The sequence below is a fragment of the Metabacillus halosaccharovorans genome (genome assembly GCF_002019635.1).
In the GTDB taxonomy this organism is placed as follows: domain Bacteria; phylum Bacillota; class Bacilli; order Bacillales; family Bacillaceae; genus Metabacillus; species Metabacillus halosaccharovorans.
The window spans coordinates 2,516,354-2,537,415 of sequence record NZ_KV917371.1 but is presented as its reverse complement, the minus strand read 5'-3'; the positions used below and the strand labels follow the sequence as shown (position 1 = coordinate 2,537,415).

13 protein-coding genes, 3 rRNA genes and 1 other annotated feature (1 of these 17 cut by a window edge) are annotated in these 21,062 nt (G+C 39.7%); all 16 genes read right to left on the bottom strand.

From position 1 onward, the window contains the following. Nucleotides 1-192: a binding site (T-box leader), on the bottom strand (it extends 48 nt beyond the left edge of the window). A 38-nt stretch (nt 193-230) separates the two neighbouring features. The 16 genes from gltX to dusB all read right to left on the bottom strand — a co-directional run bounded on the left by gltX (nt 231) and on the right by dusB (nt 21,052). Next, entirely contained in the window at nt 231-1,688 is a 1,458-nt protein-coding gene (gene gltX / locus BK577_RS12115; RefSeq protein WP_078433088.1) for a glutamate--tRNA ligase, read from the bottom strand. 124 nt (nt 1,689-1,812) lie between these two features. After that, the gene (gene ispF / locus BK577_RS12110) at nt 1,813-2,292 is read right to left on the bottom strand and encodes a 2-C-methyl-D-erythritol 2,4-cyclodiphosphate synthase (RefSeq protein WP_078433087.1); all 480 of its coding nucleotides are present in this window, start codon (nt 2,290-2,292) and stop codon (nt 1,813-1,815) included. Continuing rightward, entirely contained in the window at nt 2,289-2,978 is a 690-nt protein-coding gene (ispD, locus tag BK577_RS12105; RefSeq protein ID WP_078433086.1) for a 2-C-methyl-D-erythritol 4-phosphate cytidylyltransferase, read from the bottom strand. Before ispD ends, ispF begins: the two co-directional genes overlap by 4 nt. 174 nt (nt 2,979-3,152) lie before the next feature. Next, nucleotides 3,153-4,250: a PIN/TRAM domain-containing protein gene (locus BK577_RS12100; protein WP_078433085.1), complete on the bottom strand. Its 1,098-nt coding sequence runs from the start codon at nt 4,248-4,250 to the stop codon at nt 3,153-3,155. A 189-nt stretch (nt 4,251-4,439) separates the two neighbouring features. After that, nucleotides 4,440-5,519: a DNA integrity scanning diadenylate cyclase DisA gene (gene disA, locus BK577_RS12095; RefSeq protein WP_078433084.1), complete on the bottom strand. Its 1,080-nt coding sequence runs from the start codon at nt 5,517-5,519 to the stop codon at nt 4,440-4,442. After that, a complete protein-coding gene (gene radA / locus BK577_RS12090) occupies nt 5,520-6,896 on the bottom strand; it encodes a DNA repair protein RadA (protein WP_026561194.1) in 1,377 nt (458 codons plus the stop codon). A 191-nt stretch (nt 6,897-7,087) separates the two neighbouring features. Beyond that, nucleotides 7,088-9,535: an ATP-dependent protease ATP-binding subunit ClpC gene (gene clpC / locus BK577_RS12085; RefSeq protein WP_026561193.1), complete on the bottom strand. Its 2,448-nt coding sequence runs from the start codon at nt 9,533-9,535 to the stop codon at nt 7,088-7,090. Next, nucleotides 9,532-10,629: a protein-arginine kinase McsB gene (gene mcsB, locus BK577_RS12080; protein ID WP_078433083.1), complete on the bottom strand. Its 1,098-nt coding sequence runs from the start codon at nt 10,627-10,629 to the stop codon at nt 9,532-9,534. Before mcsB ends, clpC begins: the two co-directional genes overlap by 4 nt. Nucleotides 10,630-10,631: 2 nt before the next feature. Further along, entirely contained in the window at nt 10,632-11,183 is a 552-nt protein-coding gene (mcsA, locus tag BK577_RS12075) for a protein-arginine kinase activator protein McsA (RefSeq protein WP_078433082.1), read from the bottom strand. A gap of 15 nt (nt 11,184-11,198) precedes the next feature. After that, a complete protein-coding gene (locus BK577_RS12070; RefSeq protein WP_078433081.1) occupies nt 11,199-11,660 on the bottom strand; it encodes a CtsR family transcriptional regulator in 462 nt (153 codons plus the stop codon). A 125-nt stretch (nt 11,661-11,785) separates the two neighbouring features. Then, nucleotides 11,786-12,484: an MgtC/SapB family protein gene (locus BK577_RS12065; RefSeq protein ID WP_078433080.1), complete on the bottom strand. Its 699-nt coding sequence runs from the start codon at nt 12,482-12,484 to the stop codon at nt 11,786-11,788. A 659-nt stretch (nt 12,485-13,143) separates the two neighbouring features. After that, a 5S ribosomal RNA gene (gene rrf / locus BK577_RS12060) occupies nt 13,144-13,259 on the bottom strand. Between the two features lie 219 nt (nt 13,260-13,478). Next, nucleotides 13,479-16,408 (bottom strand): 23S ribosomal RNA (locus tag BK577_RS12055). Nucleotides 16,409-16,634: 226 nt separating this feature from the next. Next, nucleotides 16,635-18,184: ribosomal RNA gene (locus BK577_RS12050) — 16S ribosomal RNA — on the bottom strand. Together the 16S, 23S and 5S rRNA genes form the textbook arrangement of a ribosomal RNA operon. A gap of 292 nt (nt 18,185-18,476) precedes the next feature. Continuing rightward, on the bottom strand, nt 18,477-19,976 hold the full coding sequence (gene lysS / locus BK577_RS12045) for a lysine--tRNA ligase (protein WP_169908233.1): 1,500 nt from the start codon (nt 19,974-19,976) through the stop codon (nt 18,477-18,479). A gap of 74 nt (nt 19,977-20,050) precedes the next feature. Next, a complete protein-coding gene (dusB, locus tag BK577_RS12040) occupies nt 20,051-21,052 on the bottom strand; it encodes a tRNA dihydrouridine synthase DusB (RefSeq protein ID WP_078433079.1) in 1,002 nt (333 codons plus the stop codon). Nucleotides 21,053-21,062: the final 10 nt, after the last annotated feature.

The window sequence follows — 21,062 nt, the reverse complement described above, 5'->3', positions numbered from 1 at the left end:
TATTTCCTCTCACCTCAACTTTAGCTCTGTAACGTAGAGCGACACGCTTTTACTTACTAGTCGCTTTAAAAGACGTTTAGTAAAAGACTCAAAGGTGCATTTCAAGAATTATTTCTCTTAAACCCCTTCCAGCCTCTGAGGGTTCTCTCTAAGAAGGAAATAAAACTCTACTCTCCTTATCAACGCTTTAAATATAGTTAACCCTACTATATTACATTTTTATCTAAATGTTAACTAATAATATTTTTTATTCTTGTTAGGACAGTATCTTTTCCTAATACTGCGATAGATTTTGGCAAATCAGGTCCATGTGTTTGCCCTGTTGTTGCAACACGAATTGGCATAAACAAATTTTTGCCTTTCTGACCTGATGTTTTTTGTACAGCCTTAATTAAACCTTTAATTGTTTCAGCTGTAAAATCATCTGCATGCTTAATTTCATGCTGAAAAGCTTTTAGCACTTCAGGAACTTGTTCCCCTTCAAGAACTTGTTTAGCTTCTTCATCATAGCTAATGTCTTCTTTGAAGAATAGTTCAGTTAATTGAATTATTTCTGCACCGTAGTTTAGTTGATCTTGATACAAAGCAATTAACTGGTTTGTTCTTTCCTTTTCTTCATTGCCCATATCTTCAGGAACTTTACCTGCCTTCACTAAATGCGGTAATGCAAGTGGAATAAGTTTTTCTACCTCAAGTTGTTTAATATATTGATTATTCATCCATGCTAATTTTTGTGTATCAAATACAGCCGGTGATTTTGACAAACGAGTTGCATCAAATATTTCAATAAGCTGATTCTTCGTAAATACTTCTTCTTCTCCTACTGGTGACCATCCAAGTAAAGAAATAAAATTAAATAACGCATCTGGCAAATAGCCCAGTTCTTCATACTGCTCAATGAACTGAATAATTGATTCATCACGCTTACTTAACTTCTTACGGCTTTCATTCACAATTAATGTCATATGACCAAAAATAGGGATTTCCCATCCAAAAGCTTCATAAATCATCATTTGCTTTGGAGTATTTGAAATATGATCTTCTCCTCTAAGAACATGGGAGATTTTCATAAGATGGTCATCAACAGCAACAGCAAAGTTATAAGTTGGTGTACCATCTTTCTTGACAATAACAAAATCACCCATGCCTTCAGATTCAAAAGAAATGTCTCCTTTGACCATATCAAAGAATCGGTATTCTTTATTAGCCGGGACTCTAAAACGTATACTTGCCTTTAAGCCTTTTGCTTCCAATTCCTTTTGCTCTTCAACCGTTAAGTTTGCATGCTTACCGGAATACATAGGCGTTTCACCACGTGAAATTTGTTCTTCACGCTCTTTTTCTAATTCTTCTTCCGTGCAATAGCATTTATAAGCCAATCCTTTTTCTAGAAGCTCTTCATAATATTTTTTATAAATATCATTTCTTTCTGATTGGCGATATGGACCGTACTCTCCACCAACATCAACACTTTCATCCCAATCAATTCCAAGCCATCTCAAGTACTTAAGCTGGCTTTCCTCTCCACCAGCGATATTTCGTTTCTTATCTGTATCTTCAATTCGGATAATGAACTTACCGCCTTGATTTTTTGCAAATAAATAATTAAATAATGCTGTTCTTGCGTTACCAATATGTAAATGTCCCGTTGGGCTTGGGGCATAACGTACTCTAACTTCATTTGTCATTTTTTCTACCTCCGTTATTTCTCAGTAAAATCCTATATGTAAAAAACCTTATCGTTCACATCATAGTATAATCAGAATTCATTTTATCACCAAAGATGATAAGACACAAAAATAATTAAACTATTTACGAGCGCTTCTGTATTAACACTGTTGCTTGTGAGGCAATTCCCTCTTGTCTGCCAGTGAAACCCAACTTCTCTGTTGTTGTTGCTTTAACATTTACCTGTGAAATATCTGCTTCCAAGAGTTCCGCAATACGTGTTCTCATTTGATCAATATATGGAGCCATCTTTGGTTTTTGTGCGATAATCGTACAATCAATATTTCCTAATTCGTACCCTCGACTTTTCACCAGGTCCCAAACATGAGCTAACAATTTAGCTGAATCAGCATCTTTAAAATCCGGATCTGTATCCGGAAAATGTTTTCCTATATCTCCTTCTGCAATCGCACCTAAACAGGCATCTGCAACTGTATGTAATAAAACGTCAGCATCTGAATGACCTAATAGTCCTTGTTCATAAGGGATTTCAATACCGCCAATAATTAGAGAACGCCCTTCCACCAATTGGTGCACATCAAATCCTTGTCCTACTCTTATCATTTTTTCTCCCCATTTCTCTTTAAGATAGCCTCTGCAATATAGAGGTCTTCTGGTGTTGTGATTTTTATATTCGTATAATCCCCTGTTACAATTGATACAGGTCGTCCCACTCTTTCTAACAAACTTGCATCATCTGTACCTAGATATCCTTCATTTCTTGCTTTATCATGTGCCTCTAAAAGCAATTTTATTTGAAAGGCCTGTGGTGTTTGTACAGACCATAGAGTTGATCTTTCAACAGTTTCAGAGACAATTCCTTCTTCGACTTTTTTAATGGTGTCCTTTACAGGGACAGCAAGAATGGCTGCTCCTGTATCAACTGCCTTTTCCACTAAATTCTCAATTCTCTTTTGAGTAACAAATGGTCTTGCACCATCATGAACAAGTACAAGTTCATCATCTTTCACTGCCTTTAACCCATTATAAACACTATACTGCCTTTCAGTACCACCTAGGACAAATTGATGAACCTTTTGTATTCGAAACTTTTCAATAAGATATTGAAAATCAGCTTTTTCCGATTCATTAATAACCAAGATAATACCTGAACATTGGGTATGTTCTTCAAATACTTTTAATGTATGAATAATGATAGGTGTTTCATTCAACTCGATAAATTGTTTGTTTTTCCCTGCTTTCATACGCTTCCCTTGTCCTGCAGCAGGTATGATTACTTGATAGTTCATAAAGTTACTCCTTAAACGAATTAAATTTTACGTTAATGGAACATTTGTGGTTTTCGGAACTCTAATATCTTTATCTGTCCCCATTCCATTTTATACTTTCTAATAGAATAATAAAATATATAAAACAAAGGGCCAGGTTCCTTTTGCCTGGAACCTGACCCCACTTTTATATAATTACAGTGCTTTTTCTAAAAGCTTTGGCTTGGCAAAGATCATTCTTCCAGCTGACGTCTGAAGAACACTTGTTACTAATACATCAATATGTTTGCCAATATAATTTCGGCCTTCCTCAACAACGATCATCGTTCCATCATCTAGATAAGCAATCCCTTGATTGTGTTCCTTGCCATCTTTAATAACCTGAACATTCATTTCCTCTCCAGGCAATACAACCGGCTTAACAGCATTTGCTAAATCATTAATATTTAATACAGCAACTTTTTGAAGTTCACATACTTTATTTAAATTAAAATCATTGGTTACGACAACACCCGATGTAAGCTTAGCCAATTTAACCAATTTACTGTCTACCTCTTGAATTTCTTCAAAATCACCTTCATAAATCTCTACATTTATTGAAAGTTCTTTTTGAATTCTATTCAGGATATCCAGTCCTCTTCTACCGCGATTTCTCTTTAATACATCAGATGAATCGGCAATATGCTGGAGCTCCTCTAATACAAATTGAGGAATAACAATCGTTCCTTCCAAAAACCCTGTTTGACAAATATCAGCGATTCTTCCATCAATGATGACACTTGTGTCCAAAATTTTTAACTTTTTATCCTCATTTTCTACTTCTTCGTCAGGCCCGCCTTTTTTCTTTCCAATACGATTTGGAGCAGAGAATAAATTAATAAGTTCGTCTCTTTTCTTGAAACCGACCTGGAACCCTAAATATCCTAATAATAGCGTTAAAAAGATTGGAATGATGGTGTTAAATACCTGGTATTGGATATCTTTTAAAGGAATAACAATAAGAAAAGCAACTATAAGACCAAAGATTAATCCTAAACTACCAAATAGTACATCTGTTACAGGAGCCTTAACAACAGCCTCTTCTAATACTTTAATCCAATTTACAACATAATCAACTAACCAAAACGTTACGATAAAAAATATAATTGCACCTATTACTGCCAATGTATAAGGCGTGTTAATAAAAGGTATGTCCTGCATATTCATTAATTCAAGTAGTTCCGGTATAAAAAGAATTCCCAGCATTCCACCGATACTTAGAAAAAGCAATTGGATTATGCGTTTAATTAACATACCTTCACCTCCCTCTGAGTTATTACTACTTTATCCTAATTCTGAAGCTTGTGAAATAGTTATCTTAATTTGTAAATAGATTGATACAAGCTTGTAATGTTGAACCAAATCCACACAATAAAAACAATTTTAATATACCCTATTTTTCAGTAATTAAAACAAAAATATGAAAAGTTTCATGAAATCTTCTTATATATGACGATCAATGAGAAGCTGATCTTGTAATCTTTTTAAACCTTCTTTGATTTTCTTTGCCCTTACCTCACCTATCCCTTCCACTTCATCTAACTGTTCTACGGATGCGCCCATAATAAGTTTCAAATTTTTATATGTTGTCACTAAATTTTCAATAATTATCGTGGGTAGTCGCGGAATTTTGTTTAAAATACGATAACCTCTTGAAATAACTGGACTATCTACATTCGTAAAAGAAGAATAACCAAGTAATTTGAAAAGAACTGCATCTTCTAAAAGCTCAAAGCTGGATAGATCTTGAAGCTGTTGGATAATAGGGTAAGGATCAACTGATTTGTCTTGGGCATAATCTTTAATTAACAGTGCTGCTTCCTCCTCTACACCTGTAAGAAGTTCTGCTAACTGCAGTCTAATCAAATGCCCCTCTGCTCCCAACTCATTCACATAGTCAATAATTTCATCTTTAATTCTCAAGACCATCTCAAAACGGTGAAGCACTTGTAATACTTCTTTAAAAGTAACGAGTTCTTCGAGCTCTAAAGCACCTAATGTTAAAATGGATTGATCAAGGACTATTTTATATTTTTCCAATGTTTGAATAGCCTGGTTAGCCTTTGTTAAAATAACACCAATTTCACGCAGTGCATATCTAAGCTCTCCATGATACAACGTAATGACATTTCTTCTTTGAGAGATCGCAATTACTAAATTACCAGTCTGTTTCGCCACACGCTCTGCGGTTCTGTGCCTCATTCCTGTTTCCGAAGAATAAATTGAAGAGTCGGGGACCAGTTGTGCATTTGCATACATAATTTTGTTACCGGAATCACTCAAAATAATTGCTCCGTCCATTTTTGCTAGTTCATATAAATGAGCCGATGAAAAAGCACACCCTATTGCAAAGCCGCCATCAATAACCTTTTTTACCTTTTCATTATGACCAACGACAATTAAACCACCTGTTTTTGCGCGAAGGACATTTTCAATTCCCTCTCTTATAGGTGTCCCCGGTGCAACAAACTGCAGAATTTCGTTTAATGTCTTTTCACCCGACTTACTCTCTATGTCTGTCATTTACGATCCTCCTAAAGTTTTCTGGAGAGCCTCCGCTACATTTTTAACCCCAATTATTTCAATGTCTTCCGGTGGATTCCATCCTCCAATATTTGCTTCTGGAATAATTGCTCTCTTAAATCCGAGCTTAGCTGCCTCGATTACTCTCTGTTCAATTCTTGATACTCTTCGAACTTCACCAGTTAATCCTACTTCACCAATAATTACGTCTGTCGGTTTTGGTGGTGCATCTTTAAAGCTTGATGCGATACTTACAGCAACAGCTAAATCAATCGCAGGTTCATCTAGTTTTACACCGCCGGCTACTTTTAGATAAGCATCTTGATTTTGCAATAAAAGACCTACTCGTTTTTCTAAAACAGCCATTAACAATGGTACCCGATTATGATCTATACCTGTGGCCATTCTTCGTGGATTTCCAAAGCTCGTTGGAGATATAAGTGCCTGTATTTCAACTAAAACAGAGCGTGTACCTTCCATAGATGCAACTACGGTTGAACCTGCTGCACCTTTTGAGCGCTCCTCAAGAAATATTTCAGAAGGATTTAGAACTTCTTCTAAACCAGCTTCCTTCATTTCAAAAATACCCATTTCATTTGTAGACCCAAAGCGGTTTTTCACTGCGCGAAGAATCCTATATGTGTGGTGTCTTTCTCCCTCAAAATACAACACAGTATCAACCATATGTTCAAGTAATCTTGGCCCTGCTATTGATCCCTCTTTTGTAACATGGCCCACAATAAAAATCGCAATACCTTTTGTTTTGGCAATCCTCATTAATTCTGCAGTTGATTCCCTTACCTGTGATACACTACCTGGTGCAGAACTTATTTCACTATGGTAGACAGTTTGTATAGAGTCTACTACAACAAAGGATGGATTCGTATCCTCGATAGCTTTTGAAATAAAGCTTAGATCTGTTTCTGATAAGACTAGTAATTTATTTGACTTTACTCCTAAACGATCCGCTCTTAATTTTGTTTGCTTTACCGATTCCTCGCCAGAAATATATAAAACATCATTCCCGTTATCTGCCAACTGGGAAGATACTTGTAATAACAATGTCGATTTTCCAATTCCAGGGTCCCCACCAATTAGCACTAGAGATCCTTTCACAATACCACTGCCTAATACACGGTTAAATTCTTTTAAATTTGTAAATATTCTTGGTTCTTGGGTTGTTTCAATTGTTGTTATGGGGGAGGGTTTTTGTACAGTTTGGTTAGAATGAGCAAACACTGCCCTACGAGGAGATGCAGACTTTAGTACTTCTTCTGTCATCTTATTCCATTCACCGCAGCCTGGGCATTTTCCCATCCATTTTGGTGATTCATAACCACAGGATTGACAAATAAATTTCACCTTTGATTTCGCCATTCAAATATTCCTCTCTTATTAGATTAGCAAGTAGACGAGCAAATTATGATAGTAAATACAAACAAATCGTTTGGGGATAAATGTTCATTTTAAAATTTTAACATGTGTTGGAATATGTAAGTGGATTTGATTTTCAACTAAAAAGAAAGTGAGGCACACAACAGAAAGTGTGCCTCAACTTTTTTCATATGTTAATTTGCCTTTACTTCTTCTTTCTCATCGGTTTTGACAACAAATTCGCCATTTTCAACATCTAAAATAATTTTCTGACCTTTATTAATTGTTCCTTTTAATAGTTCCTCAGAAAGACGGTCTTCAACATTTTTCTGTATAGAACGACGTAATGGTCTTGCTCCATATTCTAAATCAATACCTTCATCAGCAATTTTCTCTTTAGCAGACTCTGTTAGCTCAAGTGATAAATCTTGTTCTTTTAGTCGTTTGGTTAATTGGTCTGACATTAACGAAACGATTTCTTTTAAATGTTTCTTCTCTAAAGAATGGAACACGATAATTTCATCGATACGGTTAATGAATTCCGGTCTGAATGCACGTTTCAATTCATTCATAACTTTATCCTTCATATCTTTGTAATTTTGTGTTTCATCCTGCACATTAAATCCAACATATTTATTTCGTTTTAACTCACTTGCTCCAACATTGGATGTCATAATTAAGATCGTATTTCTAAAGTCCACTGTACGTCCTTTTGAATCTGTTAATCGTCCATCTTCCAACACTTGAAGCAAGATATTAAATACATCAGGATGTGCCTTTTCAATTTCATCTAAAAGAACAACTGAATAAGGTTTTCTTCTTACTTTCTCTGTTAATTGACCACCTTCATCATACCCAACATATCCTGGAGGTGAACCAACTAAACGGGAAGTAGAATGTTTCTCCATATATTCTGACATATCTATACGGATCATAGCATCCTCATCACCAAAGATAGATTCAGCTAATGCTCTTGCAAGCTCGGTTTTTCCGACACCTGTAGGCCCTAGGAAAATGAAAGAACCAATCGGACGCTTAGGATCCTTTAATCCTGCACGAGCACGTCGAACCGCTTTTGCAACAGCCACAACAGCTTCTTCCTGACCAACAACTCTAGAATGCAGTAGACTTTCCATGTTAAGAAGTTTATCGGTTTCTGTTTGAGCTAATTTGGAAACAGGAACACCGGTCCAGCTAGAAACAACCATTGCGATATCTTCTACCGTTACTTCAGTATTTTCCTGGCCTTGCTTTTCTTTCCATGTCTTCTTCGTTTCCTCTAATTGTTCGCGTAGACGTTGTTCTGTATCGCGTAAAGATGCTGCTTTTTCAAATTCCTGACTTTGAACAGATGCATCTTTTTCCTTGCGAATTTCTTCAAGTTTTAACTCCAGTTCTTTTAGATTTGGAGGTGTTGTAAAAGAACGCAAGCGTACTTTTGATCCTGCTTCGTCAATTAAATCAATTGCTTTATCTGGTAGAAAACGGTCTGAAATGTAACGATCTGATAATTTTACTGCTGCATCAATTGCCTCATCAGTAATCGATACTCTGTGATGCGCCTCATAACGGTCACGTAATCCTTTTAAGATCTGAACGCTTTCGTCAACAGTCGGTTCATCTACTTGTATTGGTTGGAATCTACGCTCTAACGCTGCATCCTTTTCAATATATTTTCTATATTCATCAAGCGTTGTTGCACCAATACATTGCAACTCACCCCTTGCTAATGAAGGTTTTAAGATATTCGAAGCATCTATTGCTCCTTCTGCTCCACCAGCACCAATTAATGTGTGTAATTCATCAATGAAAAGGATAATGTTTCCTGCTTGGCGGATTTCATCCATTACCTTTTTAAGACGATCTTCAAACTCACCTCGGTATTTTGTACCGGCAACAACTGTTCCCATATCTAAAGTCATTACACGTTTATCTCTTAAAATCTCAGGAACTTCATTTTGTACAATCTGTTGGGCTAAGCCTTCAGCGATGGCAGTCTTACCTACTCCAGGCTCACCAATTAATACCGGGTTATTCTTAGTACGTCTACTTAACACTTCAATCACACGTTGGATTTCTTTGCTTCTTCCAATTACCGGATCTAAGCTGCCTTCTCTAGCAATAGCTGTTAAATCCCGGGCCAAACTATCCAAAGTTGGTGTATTGGCATTTGTAATGCCTCCGCCTTGATGATTTGCTGAGGATTCATTACTTCCTAGTAATTGAAGAACCTGTTGTCTCGCTTTATTTAAACTTACTCCTAAATTATTAAGTACTCTTGCTGCTACTCCTTCTCCTTCACGGATAAGACCAAGAAGAATATGTTCTGTACCAACATATGAGTGCCCCAGCTTTCTCGCTTCATCCATTGATAGCTCAATGACCTTTTTTGCTCTTGGTGTATAATGGATTGTTTGTGATGCATCTTGACCTCTTCCGATTAAGCCTTCTACTTCTTTTTGAATTTTATCAGGCCCTAGTCCTAATGCTAACAAAGCTTTAGCAGCAATTCCTTCTCCTTCACTTACAAGACCTAATAGAATATGCTCTGTTCCAATATTATTATGTCCTAAACGAACTGCTTCTTCTTGTGCTAATGCTAATACCTTTTGAGCGCGCTCTGTAAATCTTCCAAACATCATGATTCATCATCCTCCATCCGTTTATTACGATCCATTTCTAGATTTAGACGCTCTCTAATGAGTGCTGCCCGTCGAATATCTCTTTCATTAGGACGTAATGGTCCACCAAAATACTGCTGTAAAAATCCTGGTTGAGTTAAAATCATAAGTTCGTTTAGGATTGTTCTGGATATGTCTTTAATAATACCCAAATCAATTCCAAGTCGAACATCAGACAAACATTTTGCCGTTTCATTTGATTCAATAATCCGGCTGTATGCTAAGGTTCCAAAAGAACGGTATACCCGATCCTCAAGTTGGGTATGAGAGGACTGATAAAGGGCTTCACGGGTTGATCTCTCTTGGTCAATCAATTGTTGAACAACACTAATTAAATCCTCTACAATATCTTTTTCAGATTTACCAAGTGTAATTTGATTTGAGATTTGAAAGAGATTCCCTATAGCTTCGCTACCTTCACCATAAATTCCTCTAACAACTAATCCTAATTGATTAATTGCCGGAATAATGCGATTGATTTTTTGCGTTAGGACAAGAGCAGGCAGATGCATCATGACTGAGGCTCTTAGACCTGTACCTACATTTGTAGGGCAACTCGTTAAATAACCTCTTTGTTCATCAAACGCATAATTCACTTCTTCTTCAATCCAGTCATCCAATTGATTGGCCATACTCAATGCCTCTCCAAGCTGAAACCCCGGAAATAAACACTGAATACGAATATGATCTTCTTCATTCAGCATAATACTTACTTCTTCATTTTCCGAAAGTAAACAACCTCCAGAGATGGAATGATCAGCAAGATTAGGACTAATTAAATGCTTCTCTACTAACACCCTCTTTTGAATTGGTTGCAGCTCATTCATTTTTAGAAGTTCCAAATGACCAATATTTTGGAATGTTTTATTTGCATATGTGTGTTCAAAGAAATTTAGAACATCTTGTAACTCTTCATTAGTAGAAAGTGTTGGGAATTTATACTTTTCAATATTTCGAGCTAAACGAATACGACTGCTTAACACAATATCTGAATCAGGACCTTCTTGACTCATCCAGGCACTCATTGCATTATTCATAAAGTTTTGGAGTGACATACTTATGATCCCTCCTCATTGGAGCTGCTTAATTTCTTTTCAAGTAACCTAATTTGATCTCTGGCTTTAGCCGCCTGTTCAAACTCTTCTTGAACAATGTAGGTATGGATTTGACTTTTCAATTCTTCAATCTCTTTCCTAACATGAAGATCGCCCCCAATTCTTTTAGGTATTTTCCCGGTATGATGTGTATTTCCACCATGAACCCTTTTAAGAATTGGAGTTATATAATGTTTAAATGTAGAATAACAGTTAGAGCAGCCAAATCTTCCTACTTTTTTAAATTGGTGAAACGTCATCTTACAACGGTCACATTGTGGGAGTTCTTCTGTTTTAAAAGCATTTTGCTCTTCCGACTTCGCAATACCGTGGTCCATATTGAGTAGGCCTGTTAATAAATTATTCAGTGAAAAACCTGTATTTGTATTAAACATAAAAAGATCACTATTTTCTTTTGCACAATGTTCACAAATATGAACTTCTGTTTTTTCACCATTGATCACTTTTGTAAAGTGAAACGTTGCCGGCCTTTCGTTACATTCCTGGCAAATCATCCGTCTCCCCTACTTTCACTTATATTTCAATGAAGTTAACATGGCTTTAACCATTCTTGCCCTTAATTCATCCCGATGGGGAAGTTCAATATATAAAACAGAACGATCAATAACACTTAACATAAGTTTTGCTTCACGAGAAGAAATAACTTCTTCGGTAACTAATCTACCGATAATATCTTCAGCAGCAGCCTGTGATAGCCTTTGGTTAATTAAACGTAAAATCTGTTCCAGCAAATGGGCTTGATTATCAGCACGAACTTTAATAATCCGGATATATCCCCCACCACCGCGTTTACTTTCAACCACGTAACCTCTTTCAATTGTAAATCTTGTATTAATAACATAGTTTATCTGTGAAGGCACACATTGAAATCGATCTGCAATTTCACTGCGCTTTATTTCAACAATTTCTTTTCCACTACTGTTCAGCACACTCTTTAAGTACTGTTCAATAATGTCTGAAATATTTCTCACTCAACCTCCCCCTCACTGACTTTGACTATATTTGACTTTAATCTAACTATAAAACGAACAGAAAAATTTTTCAACTCTTCTGTTTCATTTTAAATATTGCCAAATTTGAGGCTTGTAAAACCTTTTTAATATATTTTTTCCACTTCATTTATATCAATAAGAACCTTCTCAAGAATACCATTTTGGGTAGCGTCAACATCTATATCAAATTGATAATAAAAGGTAACTGTACCATCTCTATCTTTTTTACAAGAAGTCATGACAACTTTATTTGTTTTTATTTTATGCGATATTAACTTTTCAATAACTTCATCCACAGTAGATCGATTTGAATTAACAACGACTTTCATTTTCCTGCGCGTCTTTTTCGCGCTCATATATTCTTCAAGTTTATTTAAGAAAATTAAACACATTAAAACAATAATCGTTGTGAACGCAGCTAAAATATACATACCAGAGCCAATAATCAACCCTAAACCTGCAACAATCCAAATAGAAGCCGCAGTAGTTAGACCTCTTACAGTAGCTCCTTTAACTAATATGGTTCCTCCACCAAGAAATCCAATACCGCTTATAACATATGAAGGTATTCTAGCAGGATCAAACTGACTATTATCATGATTTTTTAGATAATCTTCAAATCCATAAAGCGATAAAATCATCATTAAGCATGAACCAATCCCCACTAATAAATGAGTTCTGAAACCAGCAGGGTGACTCTTAAATTCACGCTCTAACCCTATAATTCCACATAAGATTGCAGCAATAAAGATACGGAAAAACATAATATATGTATCTTGATCAATATATCCCCACAACTCCATATGCATTTCTCCCAGTTAGTTAAAACATATTTTATTATATATATACGCGGTTGTATAACATCAAACACTTTTATTGAAAATTTTTTTATTTTATTTTTTATTTCTGAATGGAGCATTTATGAATTACATTTAAATATTCCCTTTTCAAATAAGGATTTTTATATTTTGAGATAGCAAGGACAAGTGTAATGTTATTTCCAGAAGAACCTTCAACTTTTTGGCTATTGTTTTATTAACAAAAAAAAGACCAGCTCTCTACTGATCTTTTCTTCCTCTTCTATTTGGCAACGTCCTACTCTCACAGGGGGGAACCCCCAACTACCATCGGCGCTGAGAGCTTAACTTCCGTGTTCGAATATCGGCTTGCGATAAGCGGCTAATCTCCGCGTCAGCTTGTTCGTTCAGACCTCATGTGCTAAGAACGCTCACTCCGGTCATCTCTCTCTGCGTTTCCTTACTTGCACAGGATGTGCTGACTTCTACGTTGCCACAGGACGTGTAGCTCTAGTAGAAGTTCCTTGATATATGCTTCTCCCAATCCTCAGGCTAGTAATTATACCTTGTCTCTACATCTTTACGAAAAACCTCCGGTTTTGGCAATTGTTTTATTAAATACAAAAAAAGACCAGTATCTCTACTGATCTTTTCTTCCTCTCTTTACTTGGCAACGTCCTACTCTCCCCGGGGGAAACCCCCAACTACCGTCGGCGCTGAAGAGCTTAACTTCCGTGTTCGGCATGGGAACGGGTGTGACCTCTTCGCCATCATCACCAAATAATATAGTTTACGGCTTCCGATAAACTTCACATTTCTGCGTCATCTCATTCGTCAACATCCTCACGTACTGAAGTACGCTCCGGTGTCTCCTCAATCGATTCCTTGAACTGTTCGTTTCTCGAAACCCACTTACTATGAAATTAGATTGAAAGAATACATATTCCTTCAAAACTAGATAACGATTCACAATTCAATTCACTAAGCATTCGCTTATTGTTAGGTTAAGTCCTCGATCGATTAGTATCAGTCAGCTCCACACGTCACCGCGCTTCCACCTCTGACCTATCAACCTGATCATCTTTCAGGGATCTTACTCACTAATGTGATGGGAAATCTCATCTTGAGGGGGGCTTCATGCTTAGATGCTTTCAGCACTTATCCCTTCCGCACATAGCTACCCAGCTATGCCTTTGGCAAGACAACTGGTACACCAGCGGTGCGTCCATCCCGGTCCTCTCGTACTAAGGACAGCTCCTCTCAAATTTCCTACGCCCACGACGGATAGGGACCGAACTGTCTCACGACGTTCTGAACCCAGCTCGCGTACCGCTTTAATGGGCGAACAGCCCAACCCTTGGGACCGACTACAGCCCCAGGATGCGATGAGCCGACATCGAGGTGCCAAACCTCCCCGTCGATGTGGACTCTTGGGGGAGATAAGCCTGTTATCCCCGGGGTAGCTTTTATCCGTTGAGCGATGGCCCTTCCATGCGGAACCACCGGATCACTAAGCCCGACTTTCGTCCCTGCTCGACTTGTAGGTCTCGCAGTCAAGCTCCCTTGTGCCTTTACACTCTACGAATGATTTCCAACCATTCTGAGGGAACCTTTGGGCGCCTCCGTTACATTTTAGGAGGCGACCGCCCCAGTCAAACTGCCCACCTGACACTGTCTCCCAGCCCGATCAGGGCTGTGGGTTAGAATTTCAATACAGCCAGGGTAGTATCCCACCGACGCCTCCACCGAAGCTAGCGCTCCGGCTTCTCAGGCTCCTACCTATCCTGTACAAGCTGTACCAAAATTCAATATCAGGCTACAGTAAAGCTCCACGGGGTCTTTCCGTCCTGTCGCGGGTAACCTGCATCTTCACAGGTACTATAATTTCACCGAGTCTCTCGTTGAGACAGTGCCCAGATCGTTACGCCTTTCGTGCGGGTCGGAACTTACCCGACAAGGAATTTCGCTACCTTAGGACCGTTATAGTTACGGCCGCCGTTTACTGGGGCTTCGGTTCAAAGCTTCGCTTGCGCTAACCTCTCCCCTTAACCTTCCAGCACCGGGCAGGCGTCAGCCCCTATACTTCGCCTTGCGGCTTCGCAGAGACCTGTGTTTTTGCTAAACAGTCGCCTGGGCCTATTCACTGCGGCTTTTCCGGGCTATTCACCCTAAAAAGCACCCCTTCTCCCGAAGTTACGGGGTCATTTTGCCGAGTTCCTTAACGAGAGTTCTCTCGCTCACCTTAGGATTCTCTCCTCGCCTACCTGTGTCGGTTTGCGGTACGGGCACCTCTCACCTCGCTAGAGGCTTTTCTTGGCAGTGTGGAATCAGGAACTTCGGTACTATAGTTCCCTCGCCATCACAGCTCAGCTTATGTGACAATGGGATTTGCCTCATTGTCAGCCTAACTGCTTGGACGCGCATATCCAACAGCGCGCTTACCCTATCCTTCTGCGTCCCCCCATTGCTCAAATGGTGAGGAGGTGGTACAGGAATTTCAACCTGTTGGCCATCGCCTACGCCTTTCGGCCTCGGCTTAGGTCCCGACTAACCCTGAGCGGACGAGCCTTCCTCAGGAAACCTTAGGCATTCGGTGGAGGGGATTCTCACCCCTCTTTCGCTACTCATACCGGCATTCTCACTTCTAAGCGCTCCACGAGTCCTTCCGGTCTCGCTTCTCAGCCCTTAGAACGCTCTCCTACCATTGTTCTAAAAGAACAATCCACAGCTTCGGTGATACGTTTAGCCCCGGTACATTTTCGGCGCAGAGTCACTCGACCAGTGAGCTATTACGCACTCTTTAAATGGTGGCTGCTTCTAAGCCAACATCCTGGTTGTCTAAGCAACTCCACATCCTTTTCCACTTAACGTATACTTTGGGACCTTAGCTGGTGGTCTGGGCTGTTTCCCTCTTGACTACGGATCTTATCACTCGCAGTCTGACTCCTGAACATAAGTCTTTGGCATTCGGAGTTTGACTGAATTCGGTAACCCGATGGGGGCCCCTAGTCCAATCAGTGCTCTACCTCCAAGACTCTCATTTCAAGGCTAGCCCTAAAGCTATTTCGGAGAGAACCAGCTATCTCCAAGTTCGATTGGAATTTCTCCGCTACCCACACCTCATCCCCGCACTTTTCAACGTGCGTGGGTTCGGGCCTCCATTCAGTGTTACCTGAACTTCACCCTGGACATGGGTAGATCACCTGGTTTCGGGTCTACGACCACGTACTCATTCGCCCTATTCAGACTCGCTTTCGCTGCGGCTCCGTCTTATCAACTTAACCTTGCACGGGATCGTAACTCGCCGGTTCATTCTACAAAAGGCACGCCATTACCCATTAACGGGCTTTGACTACTTGTAGGCACACGGTTTCAGGATCTCTTTCACTCCCCTTCCGGGGTGCTTTTCACCTTTCCCTCACGGTACTGGTTCACTATCGGTCACTAGGGAGTATTTAGCCTTGGGAGATGGTCCTCCCTGCTTCCGACGGGATTTCACGTGTCCCGCCGTACTCAGGATCCACTCTGGAGGGAACGAAGTTTCAACTACAGGGTTGTTACCTTCTTTGACGGGCCTTTCCAGACCTCTTCATTTACTCCGTTCCTTTGTAACTCCGTATAGAGTGTCCTACAACCCCAAGAGGCAAGCCTCTTGGTTTGGGCTAATTCCGTTTCGCTCGCCGCTACTCAGGAAATCGCGTTTGCTTTCTCTTCCTCCGGGTACTTAGATGTTTCAGTTCCCCGGGTCTGCCTTTATTACCCTATGTATTCAGGTAAAAATACTACTCCATTACGAGCAGTGGGTTTCCCCATTCGGAAATCTCCGGATCAAAGCTTACTTACAGCTCCCCGAAGCATATCGGTGTTAGTACCGTCCTTCATCGGCTCCTAGTGCCAAGGCATCCACCGTGCGCCCTTAACAACTTAACCTTTGACATCAAAGATGTCACTTACATTATTAAGAGAATCACTAAACTAAGCGTTTAAACTCAGTGAATTACTTGAATTGTTTTCGTTATCTAGTTTTCAAGGAACATAAAGCACAGGATCATCAAATGCTGAATGCATTTTCACTCCTATGTGTTTTCTTACTTATTGAAAGATCGTATGATCTCTCAAAACTAAACAAAATACCAAGCATGCCTCATATCCTTAGAAAGGAGGTGATCCAGCCGCACCTTCCGATACGGCTACCTTGTTACGACTTCACCCCAATCATCTGTCCCACCTTAGGCGGCTGGCTCCTTACGGTTACCCCACCGACTTCGGGTGTTACAAACTCTCGTGGTGTGACGGGCGGTGTGTACAAGGCCCGGGAACGTATTCACCGCGGCATGCTGATCCGCGATTACTAGCGATTCCGGCTTCATGCAGGCGAGTTGCAGCCTGCAATCCGAACTGAGAATGGTTTTATGGGATTGGCTTGACTTCGCAGTCTTGCAGCCCTTTGTACCATCCATTGTAGCACGTGTGTAGCCCAGGTCATAAGGGGCATGATGATTTGACGTCATCCCCACCTTCCTCCGGTTTGTCACCGGCAGTCACCTTAGAGTGCCCAACTGAATGCTGGCAACTAAGATCAAGGGTTGCGCTCGTTGCGGGACTTAACCCAACATCTCACGACACGAGCTGACGACAACCATGCACCACCTGTCACTTCGTCCCCCGAAGGGGAACCTTCTATCTCTAGAAGTAGCGAAGGATGTCAAGACCTGGTAAGGTTCTTCGCGTTGCTTCGAATTAAACCACATGCTCCACCGCTTGTGCGGGCCCCCGTCAATTCCTTTGAGTTTCAGTCTTGCGACCGTACTCCCCAGGCGGAGTGCTTAATGCGTTTGCTGCAGCACTAAAGGGCGGAAACCCTCTAACACTTAGCACTCATCGTTTACGGCGTGGACTACCAGGGTATCTAATCCTGTTCGCTCCCCACGCTTTCGCGCCTCAGCGTCAGTTACAGACCAGAGAGTCGCCTTCGCCACTGGTGTTCCTCCACATCTCTACGCATTTCACCGCTACACGTGGAATTCCACTCTCCTCTTCTGCACTCAAGTTCCCCAGTTTCCAATGACCCTCCACGGTTGAGCCGTGGGCTTTCACATCAGACTTAAGAAACCGCCTGCGCGCGCTTTACGCCCAATAATTCCGGACAACGCTTGCCACCTACGTATTACCGCGGCTGCTGGCACGTAGTTAGCCGTGGCTTTCTGGTTAGGTACCGTCAAGGTACCAGCAGTTACTCTGGTACTTGTTCTTCCCTAACAACAGAACTTTACGACCCGAAGGCCTTCATCGTTCACGCGGCGTTGCTCCGTCAGACTTTCGTCCATTGCGGAAGATTCCCTACTGCTGCCTCCCGTAGGAGTCTGGGCCGTGTCTCAGTCCCAGTGTGGCCGATCACCCTCTCAGGTCGGCTACGCATCGTTGCCTTGGTGAGCCGTTACCTCACCAACTAGCTAATGCGCCGCGGGTCCATCTGTAAGTGACAGCCAAAACCATCTTTCAATTTTGAACCATGCGGTTCAAAATGTTATCCGGTATTAGCTCCGGTTTCCCGGAGTTATCCCAATCTTACAGGCAGGTTACCCACGTGTTACTCACCCGTCCGCCGCTAATCTTTGGGAGCAAGCTCCCTCAGATTCGCTCGACTTGCATGTATTAGGCACGCCGCCAGCGTTCGTCCTGAGCCAGGATCAAACTCTCCAATAAAGTGTTTGATATAGCTCATAAAAGTTTTGTACTATTATATAGTACGTTTTTGTTAATCGAAATTAACGTTGGCACGCTTGGTTTTGTTTAGTTTTCAAAGATCATTTTTATTTAACACAACTTTTATATTGTAACAAAACCCCAAGTTGTTTGTCAACAACTTTTTTGTTTTGTTTCATTTAGTTAACTGCATGTTTCGCAGCAACGTATTCAAATATACCATCACCTAATAATTAAATCAAGAACTTTTTTCAAAAAAAATTAAAACTCCTGCAAACGCAGGAGTCTATTATTAACGATGTCTCATTTGCGGGAATAACAATACATCTCTTATTGATGGAGAATTAGTTAATAACATAACTAAACGATCAATACCGATGCCTAATCCACCTGTTGGAGGCATTCCGTATTCCAATGCTTCTATAAAGTCTTCGTCCATCATATGTGCTTCATCATTTCCTTGCTCACGCTCTTTCAACTGAGCCTCAAAACGTTCTTTTTGATCAATTGGATCATTTAGCTCAGTGAATGCATTAGCGTGTTCACGCGCCACGATAAACAACTCAAAACGATCCGTAAAGCGAGAATCCTCGTCATTTTTCTTAGCTAATGGAGAAATTTCTACCGGGTGACCGTAAATAAAAGTTGGTTGAATTAACTTTTCTTCAACTTTTTGTTCAAAGAACTCATTAATAATATGACCATACTGCATATGTTCATTAATTTCAACATTATGCTGTTTCGCTAATTCACGCGCTTCTTCAACAGACATCTCTTTCCAAAAGTCTGCACCAGTATGTTCTTTAATAGCATCTACCATATGAAGTCTTGTCCATTGAGGTTCAAGGTTAACCTCATACTCCCCATACTGAACCGTTGTACTTCCTAATACTTCTTTTGCAATATGTGCAATGACATTTTCAGTTAATGTCATAATATCTTGATAATCAGCATATGCTTCATAAAGCTCAATCATTGTAAATTCAGGGTTGTGTCGTGTTGAAACACCCTCATTTCTAAATACACGGCCTATTTCATAAACTTTTTCTAATCCACCGACAATGAGTCGTTTTAAATGGAGCTCAATAGCAATACGCATATACAATGGCATATCAAGAGCATTATGGTGTGTAATAAATGGACGTGCAGAAGCTCCACCTGGGATTGAATGCATTGTAGGTGTCTCTACTTCCAAGTACCCGTGATCATCTAAATAACGTCGCATAGCTTGTATAATTTTACTTCTTGTAATAAAAGTTTTCTTACTGTCAGGGCTCATAATCAAATCAACATATCTCTGACGATAGCGTTGTTCGATATCTTTTAAACCATGAAACTTATCAGGGAGTGGACGTAGGGATTTTGTTAATAATTCAAATGACTTAACTTTTATTGACAGCTCACCCACTTTTGTTTTGAAAATAACACCCGTAACACCGATGATATCTCCAAGGTCAGCTGTATTAAAGATTTCATAAGCTTCTTCACCAATATCATCTTTACGAACATAAATCTGAATTTGACCAGTTAAGTCTTGAATATGAGCAAAGCCCGCTTTCCCTTTTCCACGCTTCGTCATAATTCTACCTGCAATTGTAATAGAGACTTCTTTTTCTTCTAGTTCTTCCTTCTCAAACTCACTGTACTCTGCAATAATATCTTCTGTTTGATGTGTTCGCTCAAAACGTTTACCAAATGGGTCTAACCCTTTTTCTCTTAAGTTATGTAATTTCTCTCTTCGGACTTTAAGTTGATCACTTAATTCTTCTTGATTCATTTCTTCCTGACTCATCTATAACACTCCTTCTTCCTAATTAAAAAAAGCAGAAAACTGCCAGATTTACCGGCAGTATAAAAACCATAGAATTAGCCTGCTTGACTAGCACTTTTTTCTTTTGCTTCCATTTCTAAAACAAATTCATCCAAAAGTGTAACAAATTCATCTCTAGTATTCATCAAATTAATATCGTTGCGGACTTTGGCATTTCCTCGAATACCCTTTAGATACCAAGCTGCATGCTTTCTCATTTCACGCACAGCGATTTTTTCATTTTTTAGCGCGATTAAACGATCTAAATGAAGCTTACAAACTTCCATTTTTTCACGTACTCCCGGCTCATCCATTAACTCACCGGTTTCTAAATATTTTACGGTTCGATAGATCATCCATGGATTACCTAAAGCTGCACGTCCAATCATGACACCATCAACACCTGTTTCATCAAGCATGCGCTTCGCATCTTGAGGTGTTGTCACATCACCGTTGCCTATTACAGGGATATTAACTGATTCTTTCACTTCTTTAATGATATCCCAATTAGCCGTTCCTTCATACATTTGTACTCTTGTACGGCCATGAAGAGCAACTGCTTTAGCTCCTGCACGTTCAATAGCCTGCGCATTTTGGACAGCAAAAATATGCTCATCATCCCATCCCATACGCATTTTAACTGTAACAGGTTTATCAACCGCTTCAACTACAGATGCTACCATATCATAGATCTTGTTGGGATCTAATAACCACTTGGCACCCGCATCACATTTAGTTATCTTTGGAACAGGACATCCCATGTTAATATCAATGATATCAGCCGTTGTATTTTTATCAACAAATTTAGCTGCTTCAACTAGCGTTTCTTTTTCTCCACCAAAAATTTGCAAGCTTAGTGGTTTTTCACGTTCATCTATATAAAGCATTCCCATTGTTCTTGCATTATTTAATAGGATGGCTTTATCACTGACCATTTCCGCACATACTAAACCTGCACCAAATTCTTTTACTGTTAAACGAAATGCTGAGTTACAAACTCCAGCCATTGGTGCCAGAACAACACAGTTCTTTAATTCAATATCGCCAATTTTAAACAATTTTTTCTAA